We start from the raw sequence: 22,505 nt of genomic DNA, 5'->3' as shown, positions 1-22,505 counted from the left end.
GGGCGTCGGCGGCGGGGGTCACTGCTTCCGGGTGCGGTCCAGGAAGTCGGCGATCAGCGGGGCGATCTCCGGGAGGTGGTCCTCCAGGGCGAAGTGCCCGGTGTCGAACAGGTGCAGCTCGGCATCGGGCAGGTCGCGCAGGTACGCCTCGGCGCCGGCCGGCGGGAAGAAGGCGTCGTGGCGGCCCCAGAGCACCAGGGCGGGTGGGGTCTGCTCGCGCAGCCACTGCTGCCAGGCCGGGTACTGCTCGACGTTGCTGTGGTAGTCGAAGGCGAGGTCGACCTGGGGCCGGGTGCGGCCGGGCTGGTCGAGGAAGTGCTGGTCCAGGGTCCAGCCCTCGGGGGCGATCAGCTCCGGGTCGACGGTGCCGCCCTCGTACTGGCCCCGGGTCATCGGGAGGGTCAGCAGCTCGCGGACGGTCTGCTCGGCGCCCGGCTGCTCCGGGCGGAGCGCGATGAAGTCCCGGGCCATCGGGGAGAGCCCCTCGGTGTAGGCGTTGGCGTTCTGGATCACCAGGCCGGCGATCCGGTGCGGCTGACGCAGCGCCAGCCGGAAGCCGACCGGGGCGCCGAAGTCGAAGGCGTAGAGCACGAAGCGCTCCAGGCCGAGGAGTTCGACGAACCGCTCGGTGACCTCGGCGAGGCGGTCGAAGGTGTAGGCGAACGGGCCGCCGGTGGAGGCCGGCTCGGGGACCTCGCTGTGGCCGAAGCCGGGGTAGTCCGGGGCGATCAGGCGGTAGCGGGTGCCGAGCGCGTCGAACAGGCGGCGGTACTGGTGCGAGGCGGTTGGGAAGCCGTGCAGCAGCAGCATCACCGGAGCGTCCGGGTCGGTGGGCAGGCTCTCCCGGTAGAAGACCCGCAGGCCGTCGACGGAGAGGTGGCGGTGGCGGATTCGGGCGACCATGTCTAATGCCTCCTGTGGGGTTCGTGGCATTAGCTTGGCGGAGGGTCTTCTAATGTGTCAAGGGTTTGATTTACCGTTAGGTCGTGACCGATCCGCTGACGGGTGAGCCGCTCGCCCTGGACCTGCTCAACACCCGCCCCCGGGACGGTGACCGGCTCGCCGATCCGGCGGCGCTCCGGCGCTGGCTCGAACTGGAGCACGGCAGGGGCCTGCTGGAGGTCCCCGCGGTGATCGGGGCGGCGGAGCTGGCGGCCGTCCGGGAGGTGCGGGAGCTGGCGGTGGCCGCGGTCGGCCGGGCCCGGCGGGGTGAGCCGGTACCGGGGGCGGTGCTTGACGCACTGAACGCCCGGCTGCTGGCCGCGCCACTGGTCGGTGAGCTGCTGCCGGGGCCGGGCGGGGCGGTGCTGCGACGTCGGCGGACCGGGCCGGCCGCCGCCCGGTTGGCCGGCGAACTCGCCGAGGCGGTCGCCGAGTTGCTGTCCGGGCCGGTGCTGCTGGCGTCGGTGCGGGACTGTGCCGCCGAGGACTGCGAGTTGCTCTTCGTGCCCGCGAACCCCCGCCGCCGCTGGTGCTCCCCGGCCACCTGCGGCAACCGGGCCCGGGTGGCCCGGCACTACCGGCGGCAGCGCGACGGCGGCTGAGCGGGCGGTCGGCGGGGCGTGGCTGGGCTGCCGAGCCCGGTGGCGGGGGAGGGGCCGTGGGCCGCACGGGTCGTTCGGGTGTCCGGCGGGCCGGGCGGTACGCTCGTCCGGGTCGAGTGAGGGAGGCGTGCGGTGGAACCGCTGGTGGTGGTTGCGGGGAGCGCGGAGGTGCTGGCGCGGCCCGGTGCGGGGGAGGGCCTGCTCACCGAGGTGGAGCGGGGCAGGGCGGCGCGGTTCCGCAAGGACTCCACCCGGGACGACTTCGTCGCGGCCCACGTGCTGGTGCGGGAGTGTGCCGCTCGGCTGCTGGGGACGGAGGCCGCCGCCCTGACGCTGCTTCAGCTCTGCCCGGACTGCGAGCAGGAGGGGCACGGGCGGCCGTTCATCGCGGACCACCCCGAGGTGCAGGTGAGCCTCTCGCACGGACGGGGCGTGGTGGCGGCGGCGGCCGGTTTCGGTCCGGTCGGGGTGGACGTCGAGCAGCCGGCCCGGGGTCTGGTCGCCGAGGTGGCCGAACGGGTGCTGGCCCCGGCCGAGTTGGCCGTGCTGAAGGAGCACCCGGAGCCGGAGCGGGCGTTCCTGCGGTTCTGGGTGCGCAAGGAGGCGCTGATCAAGATCGGCCGCGCCACCCTGGACACCCTGGCCGAGCTGGACCTCTCCGCCGTCCCGCTGGACGGCTCGCCGGTCCGGGGGACCTGGGAGGGCCTGCACCTGCTGGACTGGGTGGACGAGGCGCGCGGTGCGGTGGTCGGCGTGGTGGCGGCGGAGGAGCCGCGCCTGCTGGAGCTCTGAGTCCCCGGCAGGCGCGGCGGTGCCGCGTGGCGGTGCCGACCGGTGTGGTGCCGACCGGTGTGGAGCCGCGCGGCGTGGGGCGTGGTGCCGCGCGGCCCGGGCGGGTCAGCCGGTGAAGCCGGCCGTGATCTTGGTGTACTGCCAGTCGGTCTGCGTGGTGCCGGAGCAGGTCTCCTGCACACCGCCGCCGGGGCACGGCCGGTCCCGGTTGACCGACCAGAAGGCCAGCCGGGCGATGTGCTTGGTGTTGGACCAGTCGCGGATCTTGGTCCAGGTGTCGGTGCTGGTCAGCTCCTGCTGGTCGCTCAGGCCGTTCATGCCGCTGATGCCGAGGTGGGCGTAGGCGGTCGCGTCGTCCCAGCCGAAGACCGACTTGAGCTTGGTCTTCAGACCCTCGGCGGCGCTGATGGTGTTGCCGTACATGTCGGCGCCGCCGCCGAAGTCGAACGGCATGATGGTGAAGACGTCGATGTTGGCGTTCAGTGCCTTGGACTGCTCGATCAGCCGGTTGCCCCAGGAGGTCGGGCCGCTGGTGGCGGTGCCGAAGGTGAGGATGGTCCGCAGGCCCGGGTTGTTGTTCTTGACGATCTTCAGGGCGGTGATCACCCGGTCCTGGACGGTGGCGTTCTCGAACTCGTCGGTGTTCTCGATGTCCACGTCGATGGCCTTCAGGCCGTAGGCGTCGATCACCTTCTGGTAGGCGCCGGCCAGAGCCTCGGCGGTGGAGCAGTTGGGGCCGAGCTTGTTGCCGCTCCAGCCGCCGATGGACGGGACGACGTCGCCGCCGGCCGCCCGGATCTGGTTGATCACGGTCTGGTCGACGCCGCCGAGCAGCGGACGCTGGCTGTCCCAGGTCGGGTTGCAGCCGTTCTGGGCCAGGATGAAGGCCATGGTGAACCACTTGATGCCGGTGGCGTTCATCACCGTGGTCGGGGACGGCGGGTTGCCCCAGCCGTTGTAGAGGTAGGGGGCGGCCTGCTTGAAGCCGGGGGGCGGGGGCGGGCCGTTGTCGGTGATGACGGTGACCGGGTTCGAGGCGGGCGAGACGTTCCCGGCCGCGTCCCGGGCCCGCACGGTGAAGGTGTAGGAGGTGTTGGCGCTCAGGCCGGAGACGGTGGCGCTGGTGCCGGTGACCGTGGTGGCCAGGGTGGCGCCCTGGTAGACGTCGTAGGCGGTGACGCCGACGTTGTCGGTGGCCGCGCCCCAGGTCAGCGAGACGGTGGAGGCGGTCTTGCCCGTGTTGAGCGGGGTGCCCGGGGCGGTCGGCGCCTGGGTGTCGGTGCTGCCGCCGGGGCCGTCCAGGCTGATGTCGTCGGCGTAGTAGGTGCCCTGCCCGTACCAGCCGTTGAGGTAGATCTGGGCGCTGGTCTGGGTCGCTCCGGTGGTGAAGGAGACCGAGAGCTTGGTGTAGTCGGCAGCTGACGGAGTCCAGGTGGAGGTGCCGCCGGTGACGCCGAGGTAGACGTAGCTGCCGCGGACCCAGCCGCTCAGCGTGTAGGCGGTGTTGGGCTGCACCGCGACGGTCTGGGTGCACTTCGCGGTGTCACTCGAACTGACGGCCGCGGCAAGGGCCTTGGAGCCTCCGTGGACCGGTGAGGAGACCACCGAGCCGAGGCCGCCGGTGCAGGACCAGCCGGAGAGCGAGCCGGTCTCGAAGCCGGGGTTGGTCAGCAGGTTGGCCGCCTGGGCGGTGGTCGGCACGGTGAGTGCCGCGGTCGCTGCCAGGACGCCGGCGCCGGCCAGGGAGAGCAGGCGGGTGCGGGTACGCAAGGGGAGTACCTCCAGTGGGGGATGGGTGGTACCGAGCGCAAGAAGATGACGATCCGTCAGGTTCGGGGGGCCGGGGCATGGTTGGGGCACACCCCGGCGGCTTGACGGTGTCGCGCAAATGGTATGGACCTGTTGACGCTGTGGTCCAGTCCTCTTACATTCATCCTCACATCGCCCGGCGCGATCCGGCCGTCCCCCGACCGGACGGCACAGCACGGTTCTGGTTCTGCAACCCCCCTGTACGGAACCCCCACACCCACAGGAGAACCATGCCCACGCACCTCAGGAGCAGGCTGCTCGCCCTGCTCAGCAGCCTGCTGCTGCTCCCGGTCGCCCTCCTCACGCTCGCGGCCCCACCCGCGCACGCGGCCGGACGGCTCACCGCGACCTTCACCACCGCCGACAACGGCTCCTGGTGGAAGGGCACCTTCGTCGTCAGGAACGCCAACACCACCGCCGTCACCGGCTGGACGCTGGAGTTCGACCTCCCGGCCGGAGTCTCGATCAGTGGCAGCTACAACGGCGACGCCACCGTCACCGGCCGCCACGTGGTGGCCAAGAACGCCTACTACAACGCCACCGTCCAGCCGAACGGCACCACCGAGCCGTACAGCTTCTGGTTCGTGGCCAGCGGCCCGATCGGCACGCCGACCGGCTGCACCGTCAACGGGGACAAGTGCGACGGCACCCCCGACGTGCCGCCCGGCACCCCCGGCAAGCCGGTGGTGACCGCGCTGACCACCAAGTCGGCCGCGCTGAGCTGGCCGGCCGCCACCCCCGGCGACTACCCCGTCGCCTCCTACGACATCCTCAACGGCACGGCCGTGGTGGGGACTTCGACCGGCACCTCGGGCACCGCGACCGGGCTCACCCCGGCCACCGGGTACAGCCTGACCGTGCGGGCCAAGGACACCCGGGGCAACCTCGGGCCGGTCAGCCAGCCGGTGCAGCTCACCACCACGGACCCGGCGAGCGACCCGGTGCCGCCCACCGCGCCGACCAACCTCCGGGCGACCACGGTGACTTCGGGCTCCATCGCGCTGGCCTGGAACGCCTCCACCGACAACGTCGGGGTGGTCTCCTACGACGTCTACAAGGACGGTGCGCTGACCCAGAGCGTCACCGGCACCACGGCGACGGTGGCCTCGCTGGCCCCGGCCACCGCCTACACCTTCACCGTCCGGGCCCGGGACGCGGTGGACAACCTCTCGCCGCACTCCGCCCCGCTCACCGCCACCACCGCCGACCTGGCCGGCCCCGGCAAGTACACCCGGGTCGGCTACTTCACCCAGTGGGGCATCTACGGCCGCCAGTACTTCGTCAAGAACCTGGACACCTCCGGCTCGGCCGCCAAGCTCGACGTCATCAACTACGCCTTCGAGAACATCGACCCGGTCAACCTGACCTGCCTGGCGGGCGTCACCAAGGGCACCACCGCCAACCCGCAGGACCCGGACCAGGGCACCGGCGCGGGCGACGCGGACGCCGACTACGGCCGGCCGTTCAGCGCCGCGCAGTCGGTGGACGGGGTGGCCGACGACGGCTGGGGCAAGCTGCGCGGCAACCTCAACCAGCTGAAGAAGCTCAAGGCCAAGTACCCCCACCTCAAGGTGGTGGTCTCGCTGGGCGGTTGGACCTACTCCAAGTACTTCTCCGACGTGGCGGCCACCGACGCCTCCCGGCAGAAGTTCGTCAAGTCCTGCCTGGACGTCTGGATCAAGGGCGACCTGCCCGCCTACAACGGGGCCGGCGGCCCGGGCGTGGCGGCCGGGATCTTCGACGGCATCGACCTGGACTGGGAGTGGCCCGGCTCGCCGGACGGCCACGCCGGGAACCACTGGAGCGTCAACGACAAGGCCAACAACACCGCGCTGCTGGCCGAGTTCCGCAAGCAGCTGGACGCGCTGGGCGGCTCGCACAAGCTGCTCACCGCCTTCACCCCCGCCGACCCGGCCAAGATCGCCCAGGGCTGGGACCTGTCGCAGATCTTCAAGTACCTGGACATCGCCAACGTCCAGGGCTACGACTTCCACGGCGCGGGCAGCGACAACTCCTGGGAGCCCAACCGGGCCGGCCACCAGGCCAACCTCTACGCCGACGCCCAGGACCCGTACCCGGTGAAGTTCTCCACCGACGCCGCCGTCAAGGCGTACCTGGACGCCGGGGTGAACCCGCGCAAGCTGACCATCGGCTTCCCGTTCTACGGCCGGGGCTGGCAGGGCGTCACGGACGGCGGGGTGAAGGGCGAGTGGCAGTCCGCCACCGGCGCGGCACCCGGCCAGTTCGCCGAGGAGGCGGGGACCAGGGGGTACAACAACCTGATCACCACCTTCCCGAACCTGACGGTCGTCCACGACGAGCAGTCCGTCTCCACCTACGGCTACACCGGGGCGGGCGGTCAGTGGTGGACCTTCGACGACGCCTGGTCGATCGGGAAGAAGGCGGCCTACATCAAGAGCAGGAACCTGCTCGGCGCGATGATCTGGGAGATGACGGGTGACACCCCGTCGGGCACCCTGATCAACGCGCTCGACGCCGGGCTGAAGTAGCCGGCGCCCCGTCCGGCAGTCCCCACCGCACCCCGTGGCCGCTACGGCCACGGGGTGCGGTGCTGTGCGCGGATGAGAATTCCGGCCCGCGGCGGTGGCCGGGGCCCTCACGGGCCGGATCTGACCGGGCGTCAGGGGCTCGCGCCGGGTACGGGGATGACGGCCCTGGTCAGGGATGGCCCGGGGTCGAGACGGATCGGCATCCGGTAAGGACTGCCAGACCAGGACAGGGCTGACCGGGAGCGTACGGGGGTGTCCGGTGGGCGGCGGTCCTGAGGAGGTCCTGGGTATGTCATATGAACTGTGACATTGTTCTCTGGCTCCAGGGGTGGCAGTATGCATGCCAATTCCCCCATAGCCCGCCTGACGTCCCGTGAACTTCACCCCCACAACGAAGAGGACTTGGCCGTGCGTCTGCGCATACCCCTGCCCACCCTCGCGGCCGGCCTGGTGGCCGGCTGTATCACGGCGGGCTCCCTGATGCCCGCCGTCGCGACCGCCGCGCCCGCCCGGGCCGGTGGCAAGCCCGTCCCGGTCGCTGCCCCCGCGTTCCCCAAGCCCGCGGGTGCCTCGACGGACGTCACCGCCGACACCGACGACGAGGCGGAGCACCACCACGGCGCGGTCGCCCCGCTGTCGCCCGAGGTTCTCAGCCAGCCGAGCGAGCTGAAGTCCGCCGGCGCGACCACCGAGGCCCCGGCGCCCGCCGCCAAGCCGGCCGGCAAGACCGCCGGCCTGGCGGCCGCGGCAGCCGCTGCGGCCAGCTGCACCCCCGCCGACTTCTCCTCCCGGACCGGCACCGCGCTGGTCGACTTCGTGCTGAACTCGACCACCGACTGCGTCTCCACGCTGTTCGACGGCGTCAACGCGACCACCGCGGGCGGCGTGTTCAAGCAGTCCCAGATGGTGCCGGTGGCGGCGGCCTACAAGGAGAAGGCGAACGCCTACAACGGGACCAATGCCAACGGCATCCAGCAGCTGGTGCTGTTCCTCCGGGCCGGCTACTACGCGCAGTACAACTTCCCGGCCCAGGTGGGCAATTACGACAGCGGCCTGACCAACGCGGTCAAGCTCGGCGCGGACGCCTACTTCGCCAACCCGCGCTCCAACGACGTCACCGACGCCAACGCGGACATCCTCAAGGAAGCGCTGATCCTGACGGACAGCATCAACCTGCAGGGCAGCTTCCTCGACGTCTACAAGCGCTACCTGAACGCGTACGACAAGTCGTACGACGCCAGCGTGAAGATGTCGAACGCGGTCAACACCATCTTCCGCACCCCCACCTGGCGCGGCGCCTCCAACCCGCAGTTCATCAACGCGCTGACCGCCGACCCCAGCCTGCTCGTCACGCTGGCCGACTTCGCGGTCAACCAGCGCGGCCTGTTCGCCGGGGCGAACGGTGCGCTGGCCGCCAACGCGGGCAACAACCTGACCAAGCTCTCCGGCGCCAACGCCACCATCGCGGCGGTCGCCAAGCCGCAGGTGAAGCGGGTGCTGGAGTCGGCCCCGATCCCCGGCCCGTACGGCGCGCTCTGGGTGAAGGTCGCCTTCCAGGTCAGCGTCAGCTGGCCCGGCGACTGCGGCTACTACGGCACCTGTGACCTGCCGGCCGTGATGACCGCCAAGGTGCTGCCGAACCAGCTGACCTGCGACAACAAGATCATCAAGGCCCAGGCGCTGTCCCGGACCGAGCTGGACCAGGTCTGCGCGAGCCTGCGCAACCAGGACGCGGTCGTCCACGGCATCGTCAAGGACAACGGCGCGATCCCCAACCAGTACGCCAAGACCGTGGTGGTCGGGATCTTCGCCAACAAGGCCGACTACGTCACCTACTCGTGGCCGATCTTCAACAACGGCACCGACAACGGCGGCCAGACCGTGATGGACGCCACCGACCCGAACAACCAGGCCCGCATCGTGATGCACCAGAAGGCCTGGAACGTCAACGACCCGGCGCGGGTGTGGAACCTCAACCACGAGTACACCCACTACCTCGACGCGATCTACGACATGAAGGGCAGCTTCTCCACCCAGATGTCGGTGCCCACCATCTGGTGGGTCGAGGGCCTGGCCGAGTACGTCTCCTACACCTACCGCGGCGCCACCGACGTGGACGCGATGGCCCAGGCCGCCAAGCACACCTACAAGCTGAGCGACCTGTTCCAGACCACCTACGGCAACTCGGACTCCAACCGGGTCTACCCGTGGGGCTACCTGGCGGTCCGTTACATGCTGGAGAAGCACCCGGCCGACGTGAAGACCATCCTCGACCGCTTCCGGGCGGCCGACTACCAGGGTGCCTACGCGTTCTACAACGACCTCGGCCCCCGCTACGACGCCGACTTCAACAGCTGGCTGGACGCCTGCGCGGCCGGCGCCTGCTACGCCCCCGGCCCGACGTCGCTGTTCGACCAGACCGTGAACGGCGCCACCGTGCAGCTCACCGACCGCTCGGTGCAGACCGGCTCCGGACGGGTCGTCAAGTGGAGCTGGTACTTCGGTGACGGCACCCCCGCCTCGCAGGAGCAGAACCCCAGTCACACCTACGCCAAGGCCGGCTCCTACACCGTCGCGCTGACCACCACCGACGACACCGGCCGCTCGGCCACCACCCCGACCACCGTCACCACCCTGGTGGACGGCGGCCCGGTCACCCTGCCGGCCTGCACCCAGACCCGGCTGGACGAGCTCGGCAAGAACTGCTCCCGCTCGGACCGCGCCCGCACCAAGGGCAACTCCGACTACATGTACGTCTACCTGCCGGCCGGCACCAGCACGCTGAAGGTCGACACCTCCGGCGGCACCGGCACCGCGCAGCTGTACTACAACGCCGACAACTGGGCCTCGCCGTCCGCCTTCACGGCCTCGTCGACCCTGAACGGCACCACCCAGTCCATCACCGTGAACAACCCGACGGCCGGCTACCGCTACATCAGCCTCTACGCCGTCACCGACTTCAGCGGAGTCACCGTCAGCGTCCAGTTCTGACCCGACCCCCGATCGACGGGCCGCGCCCGCCGTCCGGTGCCCCGTGCACCGGACGGCGGGCGCGGCTGTGTCGTGTCGGGGCGGTGCGCGGGTGGCGGCCTATGGTCGGGGGGAAGCGGCGGCGCCGGCCGCCCCGTCGAGCACGTGGAGTGGAATGTCTACCGCGATCCCCCCGAGCGCCCCCGACGGCCGGGCCTCGGCCGCCCGGGTGCTGCGCCGATGGAAGCTCTGGATCGCACCCGGGGTGCTCAGCGCCCTGGTGACCCTGGTGCTCTCGCTGCTCTACATGGGCGGCATCCTGACCCCCTCGGAGAGCCTGGACCGGCTGCCGATCGCCGTGGTGAACTCCGACGCCGGAGCCCCGCTGCCGGGACAGCAGACCAACCTCGGCACCCAGGTGGCCGCCGCCGTCAGCGGCGGTACCCCCGAGGGCCAGGTGGAGTGGCGGCAGCTCGACCGGGCCGCCGCCCAGGACCAGCTGGACTCCGGCAAGGTCTACGGCGCGCTGCTGGTGCCGGAGGACTTCACCGCCACGGTGGCCGGCCTGACCACCACCCAGGCCACCGTGCGGCCCGCGCTCACCGTGCTGACCAACCCCGGGATGGGCAGCCTCGGCTCCTCGCTGGCCTCCCAGATCACCCAGAAGGCGGCCCGGCAGGTCTCGGTGACGGTCGGTCAGCAGCTCACCGCGAGCCAGGCGCTGGCCGGCGCCGCGCCGACCACCAAGCTGCTGCTGGCCGATCCGGTCGAGGTGCGGACCCAGGTCGGCCACCCGATCGGGGCCCGGACCGGGCTGGGCCTGAGCGCCTTCTACTACACCCTGCTGCTGGTGCTGGCCGGCTTCCTCTGCGCCAACATCGTGCACAGCGGGGTGGACACCGCGCTCGGCTACGCCGACACCGAGATCGGCCCATGGCACACCCGCCGTCCCACCCTCCCGATCAGCCGGACCAAGACCCTGGTGATCAAGATGGTGATGACCGCCGGGCTCTCGGTGCTCACCACCTCGCTGATCATGTTCGCCACCATCACGATCCTCGGCATGGACGCCCCGCACGGGGTGCTGCTCTGGCTGTTCTCCTACTGCGCCTGCCTGTCGGTCGGGCTCGGCGTGCAGGCGATCAACGCGGCCTTCGGCAGCATCGGGCAGCTGGTCGCGATGTTCGTCTTCATCGCGCTGGCCCTGCCGTCCTCCGGCGCCACCGTGCCGCTGGAGGCCGTCCCCGGCTTCTACCGCTTCCTGGCGGTCTTCGAGCCGATGCGCCAACTGGCCTCCGGCGTCCGGTCGATCCTCTACTTCGACGCCCGGGCCGACGCCGGGCTGACCCGGGGCTGGATCATGATCGGGATCGGGCTGGTGGTGGGGGTGGTCTTCGGCTTCGCGATGACCAGGTACTACGACCGCAAGGGCCTGGACCGGATGGTCCCGGCGCCCGGCCCGCACCCGGCCTGACGGCGGGCGGGGGCCGGGAAGTCGCGGGCCGGGCGGGCCGGGGAGCGCCGGGTCGGGTGCGGGCCGGGCACGGTGCGGTCCGACGGGGCGTCAGGCGCCGCAGTCGCAGCAGCAGCCGTCACAGCCGCAGCAGTCGCAGCCGTCCCCGCAGCCCCCGCCACCGTCCCCCTCGGAGTCGCTCCCGCAGCACTTGAAGCACTCGCCGCACCCGCTCGGGTCGCAGCTGCCGCAGTCGGCGTTGGCACAGGCCCCTTCCTTGCGCCGGCCGGTGAACGGGTCCTCGTGCTCGCAGCAGAGCAGCTGCCCGGTGCAGGCCATGAAGGTCCACATCGCGCAGGCGGCCGGCAGCCACCGGTTACGGCGCGGCGGTTCGGGGGCCTGCGGCGGCTGCCCCGGCGCCTGCGGCGGCGAGTGCGGGTACGACTGGCCCCGGGCGTGGGAGTGGGCGGCGGGCCGGAAGACCCGGTCCGCGGCCCGCCGGGTCTCGTGCACCAGCAGGCGGTGCGGCAGCGCCGGAGTGGTGAACTCCACGTCTTTCAGGGCCAGTTCGATGCCGTGCACGGCATCGCGGCAGAGCCGCTCGGCCTCCGCACGGTCGGTGCCGGTGGCGGTCAGCGGATTCCACGCGCCGACCCGGGCGTCCTCCTCCTGGTCCTCGGCGGCGTCCAGCAGGTGGGCCAGCCGGCCGAACAGCCGGCCGACCTCGTACAGGGCCGCCGCGTTGCCGGGGCGCCCGGCCAGGACGGCGGTGTGCGCCACCGCCTCGGCGGTGGCCGTCTCGGTCGGCTCGGTGACCAGCAGCACCGGGCTGCCCAGCCCGGCGGACCGCTCCAGCTCGCCCTGCCGCTCGGCCGCCCGGGTCAGCACGGCGGTGTCGAAGCCGACCGACTCGCCGGTTTGACCGCTCTGCCGCCCCCAGCGCCGGGCCACCACACCGGCCGCCCCCGCGACCGGGCGCCGGGCGAACGCACCGTCACGGTCCAGTACGTGGTCCTTGACCTTCACCGAGGCCAGCGCCAGCGAGACGGCCGCCGCCAGCCGGGCCCCCTCGCCCTTGGCCACCGAGGCACCGCGCATCCCGCGCAGCGGGCACGGCCCGGCCTGCCGGCGGTCCGGGCCGGCCGTGGACTGGGCCTCGACCAGGACGGATATCACCAGCCCGTCGTAGTTGGTCGCGGTCCTGGCCAGTTGGCCGTGGTCGTCGCGCAGCGCCAGGCAGAGCCCGCAGAGGTGGGCCAGCCACTCGGTGCGCAGTGACTCGGACAGGCTGTGGCGACACGGTCGGATGATGCCGAACACGCTGGTGGTTCCCCCCGTTGGATGACGCTCCGTCACCCCGTAAGGTATCCCCCCGGCTCCGCCGTGAACAACGGCCCTTCCGGGCCCAGGACCTGCCAGGGGCCGGGGGTGGTGTCCGCCGGGACGGAGAGCCGGCGCCCGCAGTCGAAGGCCAGCTCCAGGCCGCCGGGCGGGGTCACCGAGACCCCGGTGACCAGCGAACCGGCCAGGTCGGCCAGACCGCCGGACACGTCGCTGCCCAGGTGCGGGAAGAAGTGCTCCACCCCGCCGGGGGTGCGCAGCCGGAAGTCGCTGTCCAGCAGGACGGTCAGCCCCTCGTCCAGGTCCAGCCGGACCCGGCCCGCGCCCCGCACCTTCTCCACCCGACGGCCCGTCAGGACCTCGGTGATGGACCGGCCCATCCGCCCTCCCGGCGCTCGGCACGCTCGTCCGTGCACGTTCCCAGCGCCGCCATTGTGACCCGTGGGACGGCGCCGCGTCACGCACCCGGGGGGTGTCGGGGACGGGAGCGGGGACGGTGACCGGAACGGGGACGGTGACCGGAGCGGGTGCCGGGACGGGCCCGCGCCCGTCAGCGGCCCGCGATGCGGTCGGCGGCCCGGGCGATCGGGGAGGTGGTGGCCCGGCCGTCCGCCTCCTGGCGGTCGGCGGCGTGGTAGGCGGCGTACATCCCGTGCACCCCCAGCCAGCGCAGCGGCTCCGGCTCCCAGCGGCGGACGGTGTGGCCGACCCACGGCAGCGCGGTCAGCTCGGTGTGCTGCCCGAGCACCAGGTCGCGCAGGGTGCGCCCGGCCAGGTTGGTGGTGGTCACGCCCGAGCCGACGTAGCCGCCCGCCCAGCCGAGGCCGCTGCGGCGGTCCAGCTCGACGGTGGAGCACCAGTCCCGGGGCACTCCCAGCACGCCCGCCCAGGCGTGGTCGATCCGGGCCCCGGCGGCGGCCGGGAAGAACCGGCCGAGCACCTCCCGGAGCTGACGCACCGTCTCCTGCTGGGTGGAGCCGTCGCTGTCGGTCCGCGAGCCGAAGCGGTACGGCACGCCGCGCCCGCCGAGCGCGATCCGGTCGTCGGCGGTGCGCTGCGCGTACATGTACGCGTGCGCGAAGTCGCCCAGCACCTCGCGGCCCTCCCAGCCGGTCCGGGCCCAGAACTCCGGCGGCAGCGGCTCGGTGGCGATCATCGCGGAGTTCATCGGCAGCCAGGTGCGGCGCTCGCCCCGCAGCCCGGCGGTGAACCCCTCGGTGGCGCGCAGCACATGACCGGCCCGGACCGTGCCGTAGGGCGTTTCGGCGCTCGCCGGAGCGGTGCCGCGGGCCGGGTGGATCGCGGTGACCGGGGTGCCCTCGTGGATCTCCACCCCGAGCCCGGCCACCACGGCGGCCAGACCGCGGGCCAGCCTGGCCGGCTGGATCCGCGCGCCGTGCGGCGTCCAGGTACCGCCGAGCACACCGTCCACCCCGATCCGGGCCGCCGCCTCGTCCGCCGTCAGCACCTGGAGCTCGGTCTCGCCGTACCCGCGCTCCTCGTCGGCGAAGGCCGCCAGCCGTGCCAACTGGGCCGGTGTGCGGGCGACTTCGAGCACCCCGCCGAGGGCGATGTCCGCCTCGATGCCCTCGGCGGCGGCGACCGCCACCACCTCGTGGACCGCCGCGTCCATCGCCCGCTGCATCGCCTGCGCGCGCGGTCTGCCGTACCGGCGGGCGAAGGCACCGCGCCCGGCGAAGCCGTTGTACAGCCAGCCGCCGTTGCGCCCGGAGGCGCCGTAGCCGCAGAACCGCCGCTCCAGCAGCACGATCCGCAGGCTGGGCTCGGCCTTCTTGAGGTAGTACGCCGTCCAGAGCCCGGTGTACCCGCCGCCGACGATGCAGACGTCCGCCCGGAGGTCGCCGGCCAGCGGCGGGCGCTGCTCCGGCAGCCCGGTGGCGGCGTACCAGAACGACACGTCCCCGTTGACCACGGGACCGCTGGGGGCGGAACTCACGCTGCTCACCGCTGTGACCTGCCTCGTCTCGACAACGTCCCGGGAGGTTACCGCCTGCCGACCGGTGCCGGGCCCCGACACCCTGTCAGCTCCGCACCGTCCGGGCTGGCACGGTGTCGGGTCCGGGGTTCCGGGCTCGCCCGGCCGGTGGTCCGCTCAGTCGCCCATGAACCACAGGTGGCTGCCGGGGGTCGCGGCGCAGAGGCGCAGCATGGCCGCCAGGTCGCGGACCGCGGCCTCCTGCCCGGGGCCGGCACAGCGGTCGAGCAGCCCCGGGATCTCGGCCAGCGCCGACTCCGCCTCCTGCCCGTCGAACACCGTGTCGCCGTACGGGTCGACCCGGGGGAGCCTGCCCGGCTCCCGCGACTGCAGCAGGGCGAGCGCTTCCGCGAGCCGGTCGCCGTGCTCGTAGGAGCTGTGCAGCAGGGTCCCCCGGGAAGCGTCCCAGGTCGTCGGCGGACGGTCGCAGTGCAGTTCGAGCTCGATGCCCACGGGTCCCCCTCGCGATCGGCGCGTGCGGCGATCCTACGGCCGGCCGAGGGCGCGGTACCGCCAGCCCGCCGCGCGCCAGCGGACCGGGTCGAGGGTGTGCCGCCCGTCGATCACCCGAGGGACCGTCAGGTGCGGGGCCAGGGCGGCCGGGTCGAGGCGGGCGTACTCGGGCCACTCGGTGAGGTGGAGCAGCAGCTCGGCGCCGGCCGCCGCCTCGACCGGGTCGTCGAGGTGGCGGAGGTGGGGGAGGACCTTGCGGGCGCCGTTCAGGGCGCGGGGGTCGGTGACGGTCACCACGGCGCCGGCCCGGTGCAGCGCCTCGGCGACGGCCAGGGCGGGCGAGTCCCGGACGTCGTCGGTGCCGGGCTTGAAGGCGGCTCCCCAGACGGTGATCCGGCGGCCCGTCAGGCTGCCGCCCGCCTCCTCGCGGGCCAGCTGCACCATCCGCTCGCGGCGGCGCGCGTTGACCGCGCCGACCTCCCCGAGCAGCCCGGCGGCGGAGTCCGCGCCCAGCTCGGCCGCTGGAACGCCCGCGCGGCCGCCATGCCCACCGGTACCTTCACCCGCTCCGTCGGCATCCGCCTCACCGTCGTCGGCACCGCCCACCTCCAAGCCCGCGACCTCGACCACGGCCTGGCCCTCGGCCACCAGGCGCTCGACGTCCTGGCCCGGGTCCGCTCCAGCCGCTCCGCCGACTACGTCCGCGACTTCGCCGCCGCCCTCGGCCCGTGGCGGCGGGAGCCGGCGGTGGGCCGGTTCCTGGAGCGGACCCGGTCCTCGTTCGGCGGTGCGGTGGCCTGACGGGCCGTCGGCGTCGGCGTCGGCCGGCCCGGGCTGCGGCTGCGGCTAGGCTGGCGGTCATGCCGCTCGTCGAAGTGACCTACGCGACCACCGTGCCCGCCGATCTGCTGCGTGAACTGTCGCTGGTCCTGCCGCACTTGGTCTCGCTGGCGGTGGAGTGCCCGGAGGAGCCCTACGACGGCGACCTCCAGCCCGGTGACGTGGACCTCCGCTTCCGGCCGTACGGCCCGTTCGACCGGGGCGGCCTGCCGGTGGTCATCGAGATCCGGTCCAAGTGGTTCGCCACCAGGGCCGCCGACCGCCAGGCCCGGGTGGACGGGCTCCACGCGGCCGTCGCCGCCGCCACCGGACTCGACGACTTCGGCGTCTACCTGTCCCTCCCGGTCGCCGCCTGGTCCGACGGCGACTGATCACCCGTCGGTCTTCCCCTCCGCCGTCCCGTCCGCCGTCCGTTCCGTCCCCCGGCCGGGCTCAGGGGCGGGCCAGGGTGTCCGGGTCCTGGACGGTGGTGTTCTGGGCGGCGGCGATCCGCCAGGTGCCGGCGTCCTTGGCGAGCACGTAGGTCGGGGTGCCGGGACGGGCCTCGGGGTGCTCCTGGGCCACGGAGGCCGGGTCGGGGTGGCCGTGGAAGATCTCGTCCAGGTGGTGCCCGCCCTCCCGGGAGAGCGGGCGCTGACGGACCTTCACGGCGGCCAGGTCGGGCCGGATGAAGAGGATGTGCTCGGCGGTGTAGGAGGCGGTGACCGGGGCGTCGGCGGTCGGCGGCAGCACCCTCCGGGTGAAGGCGGCGATCTCGTCCAGACCGGTGAGCAGCTTGCCGTGCCCGGTGGTCCAGATCGCGTCCGGCCGGAAGTGCACCAGGAAGTCCTCCGGGGCGGCGGCCTGCTGGGCCTTCTCCACGGCGGCGACCAGGTCGAGGACGGCCTCGACCTCCTGCTGCGGTACGGCGACTCCGGTGATCTGCGGCTGTCCCATGGTGCCCCTCCTTCGCTGCCCCGGTGTCTCCGGGGAGCTGGGCACCATCCTTCGACTTGAAGCGCACTTCAGGTCAAGGGCGATCGGGGGAGGGTTTCGGTCGTCGGGCGGGGTAGGTCGCTCGGGAGATCGGGGCGGTGGTCAACCATGCTACTGAGAAGGCGAGTTGACGGAAGTCTTGGCAAGACCGGCCGGATTGACGTGTGCATGGACCGGCCGGATGGTGGGCGGGAGGAACAGAGTCCCCCGCCTCCGAGTCCCCGTGGAGATCCCCATGAACCGTCGTCGCCTCACCGCCGTCACCCTGGCCGTCCTGCTCGCCGCCGCCACCGTCACGGCCACCGCCGATGCCGCCGCCCGTCCCGCCCCCGCCGGGGAGCAGGCCGCCGTGCTCGCCGAAGGGTTGCAACAGGCCCTCGGGGAGGGCCGTACCGCCGGGTCGTACCTGGATGACGGCGGGCGGCTGGTGGTCAACGTCACCGACCAGGCGGCCGCGCAGCAGGTACGGGCGACGGGTGCGGTCCCCCGGCTGGTCGGCCGCAGTGGCGCACAACTCGCCTCGGCCACCGCAGAGTTGGATCGTGGAGCGACCGTGCCGGGGACGGCCTGGGCGGTGGACCCGGTGGGGAACCAGGTGGTGCTGACGGTGGACGGGAGTGTGGGCGGGGCCCGGCTGGCGCAGGTGGAGGGGGTCGCGGAGCGGCTCGGCGGGGCGGTCCGGGTCGAGCGGGTGCCGGGCACGCTGAGCATCAAGCTGGCCGGTGGCGACGCCATCTACGGCGGGGGTTTCCGCTGCTCGCTCGGCTTCAACGTGCGCAAGGGCACGGCGTACTACTTCCTGACGGCCGGTCACTGCGGCAACGACGCACCGTCCTGGTACACCACCTCGGGTCACACCACCAAGCTCGGCGACACCCAGAACTCCCGCTTCCCGGGCGACGACTTCGCCATCGTCCGGTACACCGACGGCTCGGTGCCACCGTCGAGCGTCGACCTCTACAACGGCACCACGCGCAGGATCACCGCCGCCTCCACCCCGGCCGTCGGCACCACCGTGACCCGCAGCGGCAGCACCACCCGGGTGCACAGCGGCCGGGTCACCGCGCTGAACGCCACCGTCAACTACGCCGAGGGCAGCGTGCGCGGCCTGATCAAGACCACGGTCTGCGCCGAGCCGGGCGACAGCGGCGGCGCGCTGTTCTCGGGCAACACCGCCCACGGGCTGACCTCCGGCGGCTCCGGCAACTGCTCGGGCGGTGGCACCACGTACTTCCAGCCCGTCACGGAGGCGCTGGCCGCGTACGGCGTCAGCGTCTACTGACCGCCGGCCGACGCGGGCACCGGGCACGCCGGAGGCCGGCCCACCTCGCCGTGGGCCGGCCTCCGGTCCGCCGCACCGCCCTACGCGGGAGCGCCCGCGCGGACCTCCGCGACCTGCGCGTAGGGCGCGGCCTTGCGGATCGTCTCGATGCTCTTCAGGCACTGTTCCCTGGTCTCGTGCGGGTCACTGGTGATGATCACCGCACCCGTGCTGGCCTTGAGGCGGAACCGGTGCACGCCCGACTCGTCGGTGTAGAGCTCGAACTTCGCTGCCATGGAACTGCTCACCTCTCGTAGGTCCGCCCCCACCTCCGCACCGTAGGGCGGCACCCGGGCGCGCCGCACCCGCAGCGCGCCGATCGGGTGGCGCTCCCCGGCGAACTGCGGGGCGGCGGCCTGCCGGGTTGTGTACATGGCGTGAACTCCCTTGGTGGGGAGGGTGTTTGGGATGGGGCGATTCCGGAAATCCGCACAGTCGTGTCCCTCCGGCGGGAGGGTGGACTCGTGGGGGGGGGTCGGTATGCGAAGTGGTGTGGCGGCCGTGGCGCTGGGGCTCGCGCTGGTGACCACCGGATGCACGATGGAGGCGAACCCGGTGGTGCGGCAGGTGGCGCAGAACCCGGTGACGCCGATCGTGCTGGAGATCGTGAAGGGGGGACTGGTGAAGCTCGCCACCTCCGCCGGAGCGCAGAACCCGCCGGTGGCGGCGATCGCGCTGGCCGGGGTGTGGGGGGTGAGCGAGCTGGAGAAGAAGGTGGCCGAGATCCGCAAGGAGGCCGGCGCGGCGGAGCCGGACACCACCCTGTTGCTGATCAACCAGACCATCGACGGGACGGTCCGGACCAGCGTTTTCAAGATCAGTACGGGGCGCAAGCTCTCCGTCGCGTTGAACGGCAGGTTCGTCCAGGAGATCGAGCCGCGCAGGATCAGCATCACCGCCGAACCGGGGACGGACTCGACGATCGTGGTCTCCGACGCCAAGGCGGGCGAAGCGGTCTTCATCAGCCGGACCCTGGCCATGGGCTCCGGCGACCGCTCGTACGCCGACCTGGAGACCGGCCGGGACAACAAGGTCAAGCGCGACGACAGGTCGGCCGATCTCCGGGTCGACGGCGGGGGAGGGCTCACCACCGTCAACGGTGCGTGGGCCGCGAAGTGGACCTCGACGGACACGCCCTCGCTGGCCGGGTGCGGATCGCTCCCGGAGGCTTCCTGGACCACGGTGCTCTACCCCGAGGAGCCGCCGGTCGAGGTGTACAAGGACGTGTGGTGCCTGCGGAGCGGGGACGGCCGGTACGGCACCTTCGCCTGGGGCGGGGGCATTGCGGGGTGGCCGGACCAGTGGAAGCTCGCGTACGTGCTCTGGAAGAAGGCCGACGACAAGTAGGGGCGAGCGGGAGGGCGGGCCGTCCGGCCCGGATACTGGTCGCGGACGATCACGGCGGCGAGCTTCGGGGGAGACAGTGCACTTCGACCAGGACGAACCACAGGAGGTGCGGGACCGGCGCCTCGCCGGGGAGCTGGAGGCGCGCCGTGCGGCCCGGGCCGAGGCGCCGTTGGACCTGACGGGGGCACACGTCGGTGCTGCCCTGGTGGCCGTGGGCGTGGCGCTGCTCGGGTGGTTCGGCCAGGGCGTCGCGGTGGGCGTGGTGGTCGGGGTCTTCGTGCTCTGGTTCGGTGCGGCCCTGACATGGGTGCGCTGGGACGGCGGGCGGGGGTGGCACGGGCTGGGGCGCGCGTACGGCCTGACCTTCGGCTGGGGCGACGGGGTCTGAGCGCGTCCCGGCCGGTCCGGGAGGTGAGGCGCACGGATGCTGACACCGGGCCCTGACGCCTGCTCAGGATCGGGCGGGGGTGAGCCCGGCGGTGTCGAGAAGCCCATGCAGACGGGCGGCCGGGAGGGCCGGGTTCGCGGCGGCGGAGCGGGCCAGGCCGGGGTCCTGGAGGAGGCTCTCCAGCAGTTCGGGCGGGAGCAGCGGACTGGTGGCAGCGGCCTCGCGGACCTCCGGGGCGGGGTCGGTGAGGAGGGCGGTGGGCGGCTCGGGGAGGGTGGGATCGGCGGCGGCCAGGGCGCGGACGCCCGGGTCGTGGTGGGTGAGCAGCGCGGCCAGGCCGGTCCGGGGGACCCGGCCGGTCAGCAGCAGGTACGCACGCAGGTCGGGCCGCTCGACGAAGGCCGCCAGCACGGTCTCGGCCGGGGCGCTCTCCTGGTGCTCGGCGATGCGGTGACGGACCGTCGGGTCGGGGTCGGCGGCCAGCAGCGGCACCAGGTCCGGCGGGAGCCGGGCGGCGCCGGCGGCGGCCTGACGGGCCAGCGGATGGGGCGAGGCGGCACAGGCGCGGTACCAGGCGGTGAGCTCGGGGCTGGTCCGGTCCTCCTCCAGCCACCGCGGACCGTCGGTGGGCCGGGCCTGGAACAGCGGCTGGACTGCTGCCCGGGCGCGGACCTCCTCGTCCGGGTCGGTGGCCAGCAGGGTGAGCAACTCGGCGCCGACGTCCGCGCGTTCGGCGATCCGGAGGCGGACCGCGCGGTCCGGGTCACGGGCCAGCAGGGCCACCACCTCGGCGGGGGTGTGCCGGTTGGACGCCAGCAGCGTGAGGTCGCGCCGCTCGGCGAGGCAGCGGTCGGTCACGGACTTCGGCAGGGCGTTGTGAAGCAGGAGGTGGACCCGGTGGTGGCAGTCGTGCTCGGGAAGGTCGGCCTCCGTCGCGGCCGGGTCGTACTGCCGGTCGGCATCGCGAGCGGACGCGCGGATCGCGGGGTCGGGGTCGGTGCGCAGGGCCTCGCGCTGCCGATCGGTGAGGCTCTGCCAGTGCCCGGTGGCCCGGATGCGGAGGGCCGGATCCGGGTGGGTGGGCAGCTTCTGGTAGTAGGAGAGGGGGATCTGGGACGAGAGCTGGCCGGCGATCTCGTCCGCCGTCAGCAGGTCGTCCGGTCCGGTCCGGGCGGTCATCAGCCGCACCACGACCTCCTCCGGCAACGGTTCGAGCCGCCGGCCGAGCCGGTCGGGGCCGGTGGCCATCCAGGCTCGCACCAGGGAGGAGGGATCGTCGGCCAGCAGCGCGCGCTGGGCTGCCGGCAGGTGGCGGTTGCGGCCGAGGTGCCGACGGACCCTGAAGTCCGGGTGGCGTCGTGCCGCCTCCCAGACCTCCGGGGAGAGCTGCCGCCGGCCGCACAGCGTCATCCGTGCGTCGCCCGCCTCCGGGGCGGCGAGCAGGCGCAGCAGCACGTCGGCGGGGGCGCCGGGGTTGACGGCGATGCCGTGCAGCCAGGCATCGTGGAGGGTGGAGGGCATCGGGTGATCATTCCAGCTGCGGTCGTCAGCCGACCAGTTCGCGCTCCAACGGGGTCCGGAAGCGCGGGGTGACGCGGACGTCGCCGAGCCAGGCGGCGAGGCGTTCGGTCTCGGCCTCGACGGCCGCGCGGGCCTCGGCGCCGGGGTCGGTGAAGAGGCGGTGGACGAGCTCGCCGCCGGGGCGCTGGGCCCAGCCGCCGATGATCCGGCCGTTCCACCAGACGGTGGGCCCGGCGTTCCCGGCCCGGTCGTAGAGGGCCGGGACGTCCTCGGGGCGGAGGTACCAGTCGCGCCCGCGCCAGCCCATGGTGGTGGGGTCGAGGGCGGGGAGCAGGGCGGCCCAGGGCTCGGCGGGGTCGGTGGTCTCCTCGTCGCCGGGGAGCACGTGGCCCACCGCCCCGTCGGCGAGCCGGACCTGAACGGCCGTCAGGTCGGCGAGCGCCTTGCGGGTGTCACCGAGGGTCCAGCCGGTCCACCACTTGAGGTCGGCCTCGGTGGCCGGGCCGAAGGCGGCCAGCCAGCGCCGGGCCACCTCGGCCTTGGACTCCCGGACCGGCAGCTCGGGCAGCTGCGGCACCGGTGCCCACGGGTAGCTGCTGCTCAGCCAGGAGCCGCGCGGGCGGCAGCGCCGGACGTGCCCGTCCGAGGCGAGCAGGCGCAGCAGCCGGCTGCCCACGCTCTGCCGGCCCCCGTACGGCTTGTCCGGCGACATCAGGATGGTCTCGCGCAGGGCCGGCACGTCTTCGGCGAGCTGGGAGGTGGTGGCCTGGCCGCGCAGGGTCAGGGCCGCCAGCGTCGCCCGCTCGGCCTCGGCGAGCCGGGCCTCGTCCCAGCCCTCGGCGCCGTCCCGCAGGTGCTTGAGCAGGGTGGCCCGCTCCTTGGCCGCGATGGCCCTCGCCGTCGAGGAGCCGACGTACGGGGCGAACTCCTCGGAGACCGCGAAGATGGTGCGCCGCATGGAGAGCAGCTTGACCAGCGAGAGGTCCTCGTACAGGGCCCTGTCCACGGCCTCCGCCGAGGGGTGCGCCAGGCGGGCGCAGACGGAGAGGTAGACCGTGGCGGCGTCGGTGGCGTGCAGGCCGGCCAGGGCGTCCGCGACCTGCGGCACGGTGCCGGCCCGGGCGGCCGGCCGCAGCAGGTGGCGGTGGCCGAGCCGGGCCCGGCGCTGGTCGTCGGTGATCAGGAGGGGCATGGGCCGAGACTAGCCCGAGGCTGTGTCAGGTCCCGGGCCTTCTCCGTCAGGTC

General features: G+C 73.1%; 21 protein-coding genes. 10 read left to right on the top strand and 11 right to left on the bottom strand.

Annotated elements, in window-relative coordinates:
* Window positions 1-18 precede the first annotated feature (18 nt).
* On the bottom strand, window positions 19-903 hold the full coding sequence (locus tag ACIRBX_RS05245) for an alpha/beta fold hydrolase (RefSeq protein WP_402293817.1): 885 nt from the start codon (window positions 901-903) through the stop codon (window positions 19-21).
* Between the two features lie 83 nt (window positions 904-986).
* Here ACIRBX_RS05245 and ACIRBX_RS05240 point away from each other — a divergent pair, with 83 nt between their 5' ends.
* Window positions 987-1,544 carry a CGNR zinc finger domain-containing protein gene (locus tag ACIRBX_RS05240; RefSeq protein ID WP_402293816.1) on the top strand — a complete coding sequence of 186 codons (558 nt, stop codon included), beginning with the start codon at window positions 987-989 and terminating at the stop codon, window positions 1,542-1,544.
* Between the two features lie 132 nt (window positions 1,545-1,676).
* On the top strand, window positions 1,677-2,336 hold the full coding sequence (locus tag ACIRBX_RS05235; protein WP_402293815.1) for a 4'-phosphopantetheinyl transferase family protein: 660 nt from the start codon (window positions 1,677-1,679) through the stop codon (window positions 2,334-2,336).
* Between the two features lie 105 nt (window positions 2,337-2,441).
* On the opposite strand, the gene ACIRBX_RS05230 is transcribed toward ACIRBX_RS05235, so the two are convergent.
* On the bottom strand, window positions 2,442-4,106 hold the full coding sequence (locus ACIRBX_RS05230; protein WP_402293814.1) for a carbohydrate binding domain-containing protein: 1,665 nt from the start codon (window positions 4,104-4,106) through the stop codon (window positions 2,442-2,444).
* Window positions 4,107-4,375: 269 nt separating this feature from the next.
* On the opposite strand from ACIRBX_RS05230, the gene ACIRBX_RS05225 reads away from it, so the two are divergent.
* The 3 genes from ACIRBX_RS05225 (at window position 4,376) to ACIRBX_RS05215 (ending at window position 11,099) form a co-directional block, all read left to right on the top strand.
* On the top strand, window positions 4,376-6,655 hold the full coding sequence (locus tag ACIRBX_RS05225) for a glycosyl hydrolase family 18 protein (RefSeq protein ID WP_402293813.1): 2,280 nt from the start codon (window positions 4,376-4,378) through the stop codon (window positions 6,653-6,655).
* A 408-nt stretch (window positions 6,656-7,063) separates the two neighbouring features.
* Window positions 7,064-9,646, top strand: a complete 2,583-nt coding sequence (locus ACIRBX_RS05220) for a collagenase (RefSeq protein ID WP_402293812.1) — start codon at window positions 7,064-7,066, stop codon at window positions 9,644-9,646.
* A gap of 154 nt (window positions 9,647-9,800) precedes the next feature.
* Complete coding sequence (locus ACIRBX_RS05215; RefSeq protein WP_402293811.1) at window positions 9,801-11,099, top strand: YhgE/Pip domain-containing protein; 1,299 nt, start codon at window positions 9,801-9,803, stop codon at window positions 11,097-11,099.
* Window positions 11,100-11,189: 90 nt separating this feature from the next.
* On the opposite strand, the gene ACIRBX_RS05210 is transcribed toward ACIRBX_RS05215, so the two are convergent.
* From ACIRBX_RS05210 to ACIRBX_RS05190, 5 genes are all read right to left on the bottom strand, one after another.
* The gene (locus ACIRBX_RS05210; RefSeq protein WP_402293810.1) at window positions 11,190-12,398 is read right to left on the bottom strand and encodes a DUF5685 family protein; all 1,209 of its coding nucleotides are present in this window, start codon (window positions 12,396-12,398) and stop codon (window positions 11,190-11,192) included.
* A gap of 32 nt (window positions 12,399-12,430) precedes the next feature.
* A complete protein-coding gene (locus ACIRBX_RS05205; protein WP_402293809.1) occupies window positions 12,431-12,799 on the bottom strand; it encodes a DUF6188 family protein in 369 nt (122 codons plus the stop codon).
* 170 nt (window positions 12,800-12,969) lie between these two features.
* Window positions 12,970-14,385, bottom strand: coding sequence for an NAD(P)/FAD-dependent oxidoreductase (locus ACIRBX_RS05200; protein WP_402293808.1), 1,416 nt, complete (start codon window positions 14,383-14,385; stop codon window positions 12,970-12,972).
* A gap of 147 nt (window positions 14,386-14,532) precedes the next feature.
* Entirely contained in the window at window positions 14,533-14,868 is a 336-nt protein-coding gene (locus tag ACIRBX_RS05195; RefSeq protein ID WP_402293807.1) for a hypothetical protein, read from the bottom strand.
* Window positions 14,869-14,901: 33 nt separating this feature from the next.
* Complete coding sequence (locus ACIRBX_RS05190; protein ID WP_402293806.1) at window positions 14,902-15,312, bottom strand: UDP binding domain-containing protein; 411 nt, start codon at window positions 15,310-15,312, stop codon at window positions 14,902-14,904.
* A 99-nt stretch (window positions 15,313-15,411) separates the two neighbouring features.
* Between ACIRBX_RS05190 and ACIRBX_RS05185 the strand changes: the two genes are divergently transcribed.
* Both ACIRBX_RS05185 and ACIRBX_RS05180 read left to right on the top strand, forming a co-directional pair.
* Entirely contained in the window at window positions 15,412-15,669 is a 258-nt protein-coding gene (locus ACIRBX_RS05185) for a hypothetical protein (RefSeq protein ID WP_402293805.1), read from the top strand.
* 59 nt (window positions 15,670-15,728) lie between these two features.
* Window positions 15,729-16,079 (top strand): hypothetical protein, encoded by a 351-nt coding sequence (locus tag ACIRBX_RS05180; protein ID WP_402293804.1) that lies wholly within the window; start codon window positions 15,729-15,731, stop codon window positions 16,077-16,079.
* A 61-nt stretch (window positions 16,080-16,140) separates the two neighbouring features.
* On the opposite strand, the gene ACIRBX_RS05175 is transcribed toward ACIRBX_RS05180, so the two are convergent.
* Window positions 16,141-16,644, bottom strand: a complete 504-nt coding sequence (locus ACIRBX_RS05175; protein WP_402293803.1) for an SgcJ/EcaC family oxidoreductase — start codon at window positions 16,642-16,644, stop codon at window positions 16,141-16,143.
* Between the two features lie 274 nt (window positions 16,645-16,918).
* Between ACIRBX_RS05175 and ACIRBX_RS05170 the strand changes: the two genes are divergently transcribed.
* Window positions 16,919-17,965, top strand: a complete 1,047-nt coding sequence (locus ACIRBX_RS05170; protein WP_402293802.1) for a S1 family peptidase — start codon at window positions 16,919-16,921, stop codon at window positions 17,963-17,965.
* An 80-nt stretch (window positions 17,966-18,045) separates the two neighbouring features.
* Here ACIRBX_RS05170 and ACIRBX_RS05165 read toward each other — a convergent pair whose 3' ends face one another.
* On the bottom strand, window positions 18,046-18,378 hold the full coding sequence (locus tag ACIRBX_RS05165) for a YegP family protein (RefSeq protein ID WP_402293801.1): 333 nt from the start codon (window positions 18,376-18,378) through the stop codon (window positions 18,046-18,048).
* Window positions 18,379-18,484: 106 nt separating this feature from the next.
* Here ACIRBX_RS05165 and ACIRBX_RS05160 point away from each other — a divergent pair, with 106 nt between their 5' ends.
* Both ACIRBX_RS05160 and ACIRBX_RS05155 read left to right on the top strand, forming a co-directional pair.
* The gene (locus tag ACIRBX_RS05160; protein ID WP_402293800.1) at window positions 18,485-19,351 is read left to right on the top strand and encodes a hypothetical protein; all 867 of its coding nucleotides are present in this window, start codon (window positions 18,485-18,487) and stop codon (window positions 19,349-19,351) included.
* A 76-nt stretch (window positions 19,352-19,427) separates the two neighbouring features.
* Entirely contained in the window at window positions 19,428-19,739 is a 312-nt protein-coding gene (locus ACIRBX_RS05155) for a hypothetical protein (protein WP_402293799.1), read from the top strand.
* Window positions 19,740-19,802: 63 nt separating this feature from the next.
* On the opposite strand, the gene ACIRBX_RS05150 is transcribed toward ACIRBX_RS05155, so the two are convergent.
* Entirely contained in the window at window positions 19,803-21,260 is a 1,458-nt protein-coding gene (locus ACIRBX_RS05150) for a hypothetical protein (RefSeq protein ID WP_402293798.1), read from the bottom strand.
* A gap of 25 nt (window positions 21,261-21,285) precedes the next feature.
* Window positions 21,286-22,452: a winged helix DNA-binding domain-containing protein gene (locus tag ACIRBX_RS05145; RefSeq protein WP_402293797.1), complete on the bottom strand. Its 1,167-nt coding sequence runs from the start codon at window positions 22,450-22,452 to the stop codon at window positions 21,286-21,288.
* Between the last annotated feature and the right edge of the window lie 53 nt (window positions 22,453-22,505).

The organism is Kitasatospora sp. NPDC096147, from assembly GCF_044763225.1.
Classification (GTDB): domain Bacteria; phylum Actinomycetota; class Actinomycetes; order Streptomycetales; family Streptomycetaceae; genus Kitasatospora.
Note: the sequence above shows the minus strand (reverse complement) of the source record. Positions and strands in the feature narration are given on the sequence as shown.

Coding starts and splice junctions, on each gene's coding strand:
- ACIRBX_RS05180 (WP_402293804.1), top strand. CDS start 15,729: ATGCCGCTCGTCGAAGTGACCTACGCGACCACCGTGCCCGCCGATCTG.
- ACIRBX_RS05225 (WP_402293813.1), top strand. CDS start 4,376: ATGCCCACGCACCTCAGGAGCAGGCTGCTCGCCCTGCTCAGCAGCCTG.
- ACIRBX_RS05185 (WP_402293805.1), top strand. CDS start 15,412: ATGCCCACCGGTACCTTCACCCGCTCCGTCGGCATCCGCCTCACCGTC.
- ACIRBX_RS05145 (WP_402293797.1), bottom strand. CDS start 22,452: ATGCCCCTCCTGATCACCGACGACCAGCGCCGGGCCCGGCTCGGCCAC.
- ACIRBX_RS05245 (WP_402293817.1), bottom strand. CDS start 903: ATGGTCGCCCGAATCCGCCACCGCCACCTCTCCGTCGACGGCCTGCGG.
- ACIRBX_RS05170 (WP_402293802.1), top strand. CDS start 16,919: ATGAACCGTCGTCGCCTCACCGCCGTCACCCTGGCCGTCCTGCTCGCC.
- ACIRBX_RS05165 (WP_402293801.1), bottom strand. CDS start 18,378: ATGTACACAACCCGGCAGGCCGCCGCCCCGCAGTTCGCCGGGGAGCGC.
- ACIRBX_RS05190 (WP_402293806.1), bottom strand. CDS start 15,312: ATGGTGCAGCTGGCCCGCGAGGAGGCGGGCGGCAGCCTGACGGGCCGC.
- ACIRBX_RS05215 (WP_402293811.1), top strand. CDS start 9,801: ATGTCTACCGCGATCCCCCCGAGCGCCCCCGACGGCCGGGCCTCGGCC.
- ACIRBX_RS05160 (WP_402293800.1), top strand. CDS start 18,485: ATGCGAAGTGGTGTGGCGGCCGTGGCGCTGGGGCTCGCGCTGGTGACC.
- ACIRBX_RS05175 (WP_402293803.1), bottom strand. CDS start 16,644: ATGGGACAGCCGCAGATCACCGGAGTCGCCGTACCGCAGCAGGAGGTC.
- ACIRBX_RS05150 (WP_402293798.1), bottom strand. CDS start 21,260: ATGCCCTCCACCCTCCACGATGCCTGGCTGCACGGCATCGCCGTCAAC.
- ACIRBX_RS05205 (WP_402293809.1), bottom strand. CDS start 12,799: ATGGGCCGGTCCATCACCGAGGTCCTGACGGGCCGTCGGGTGGAGAAG.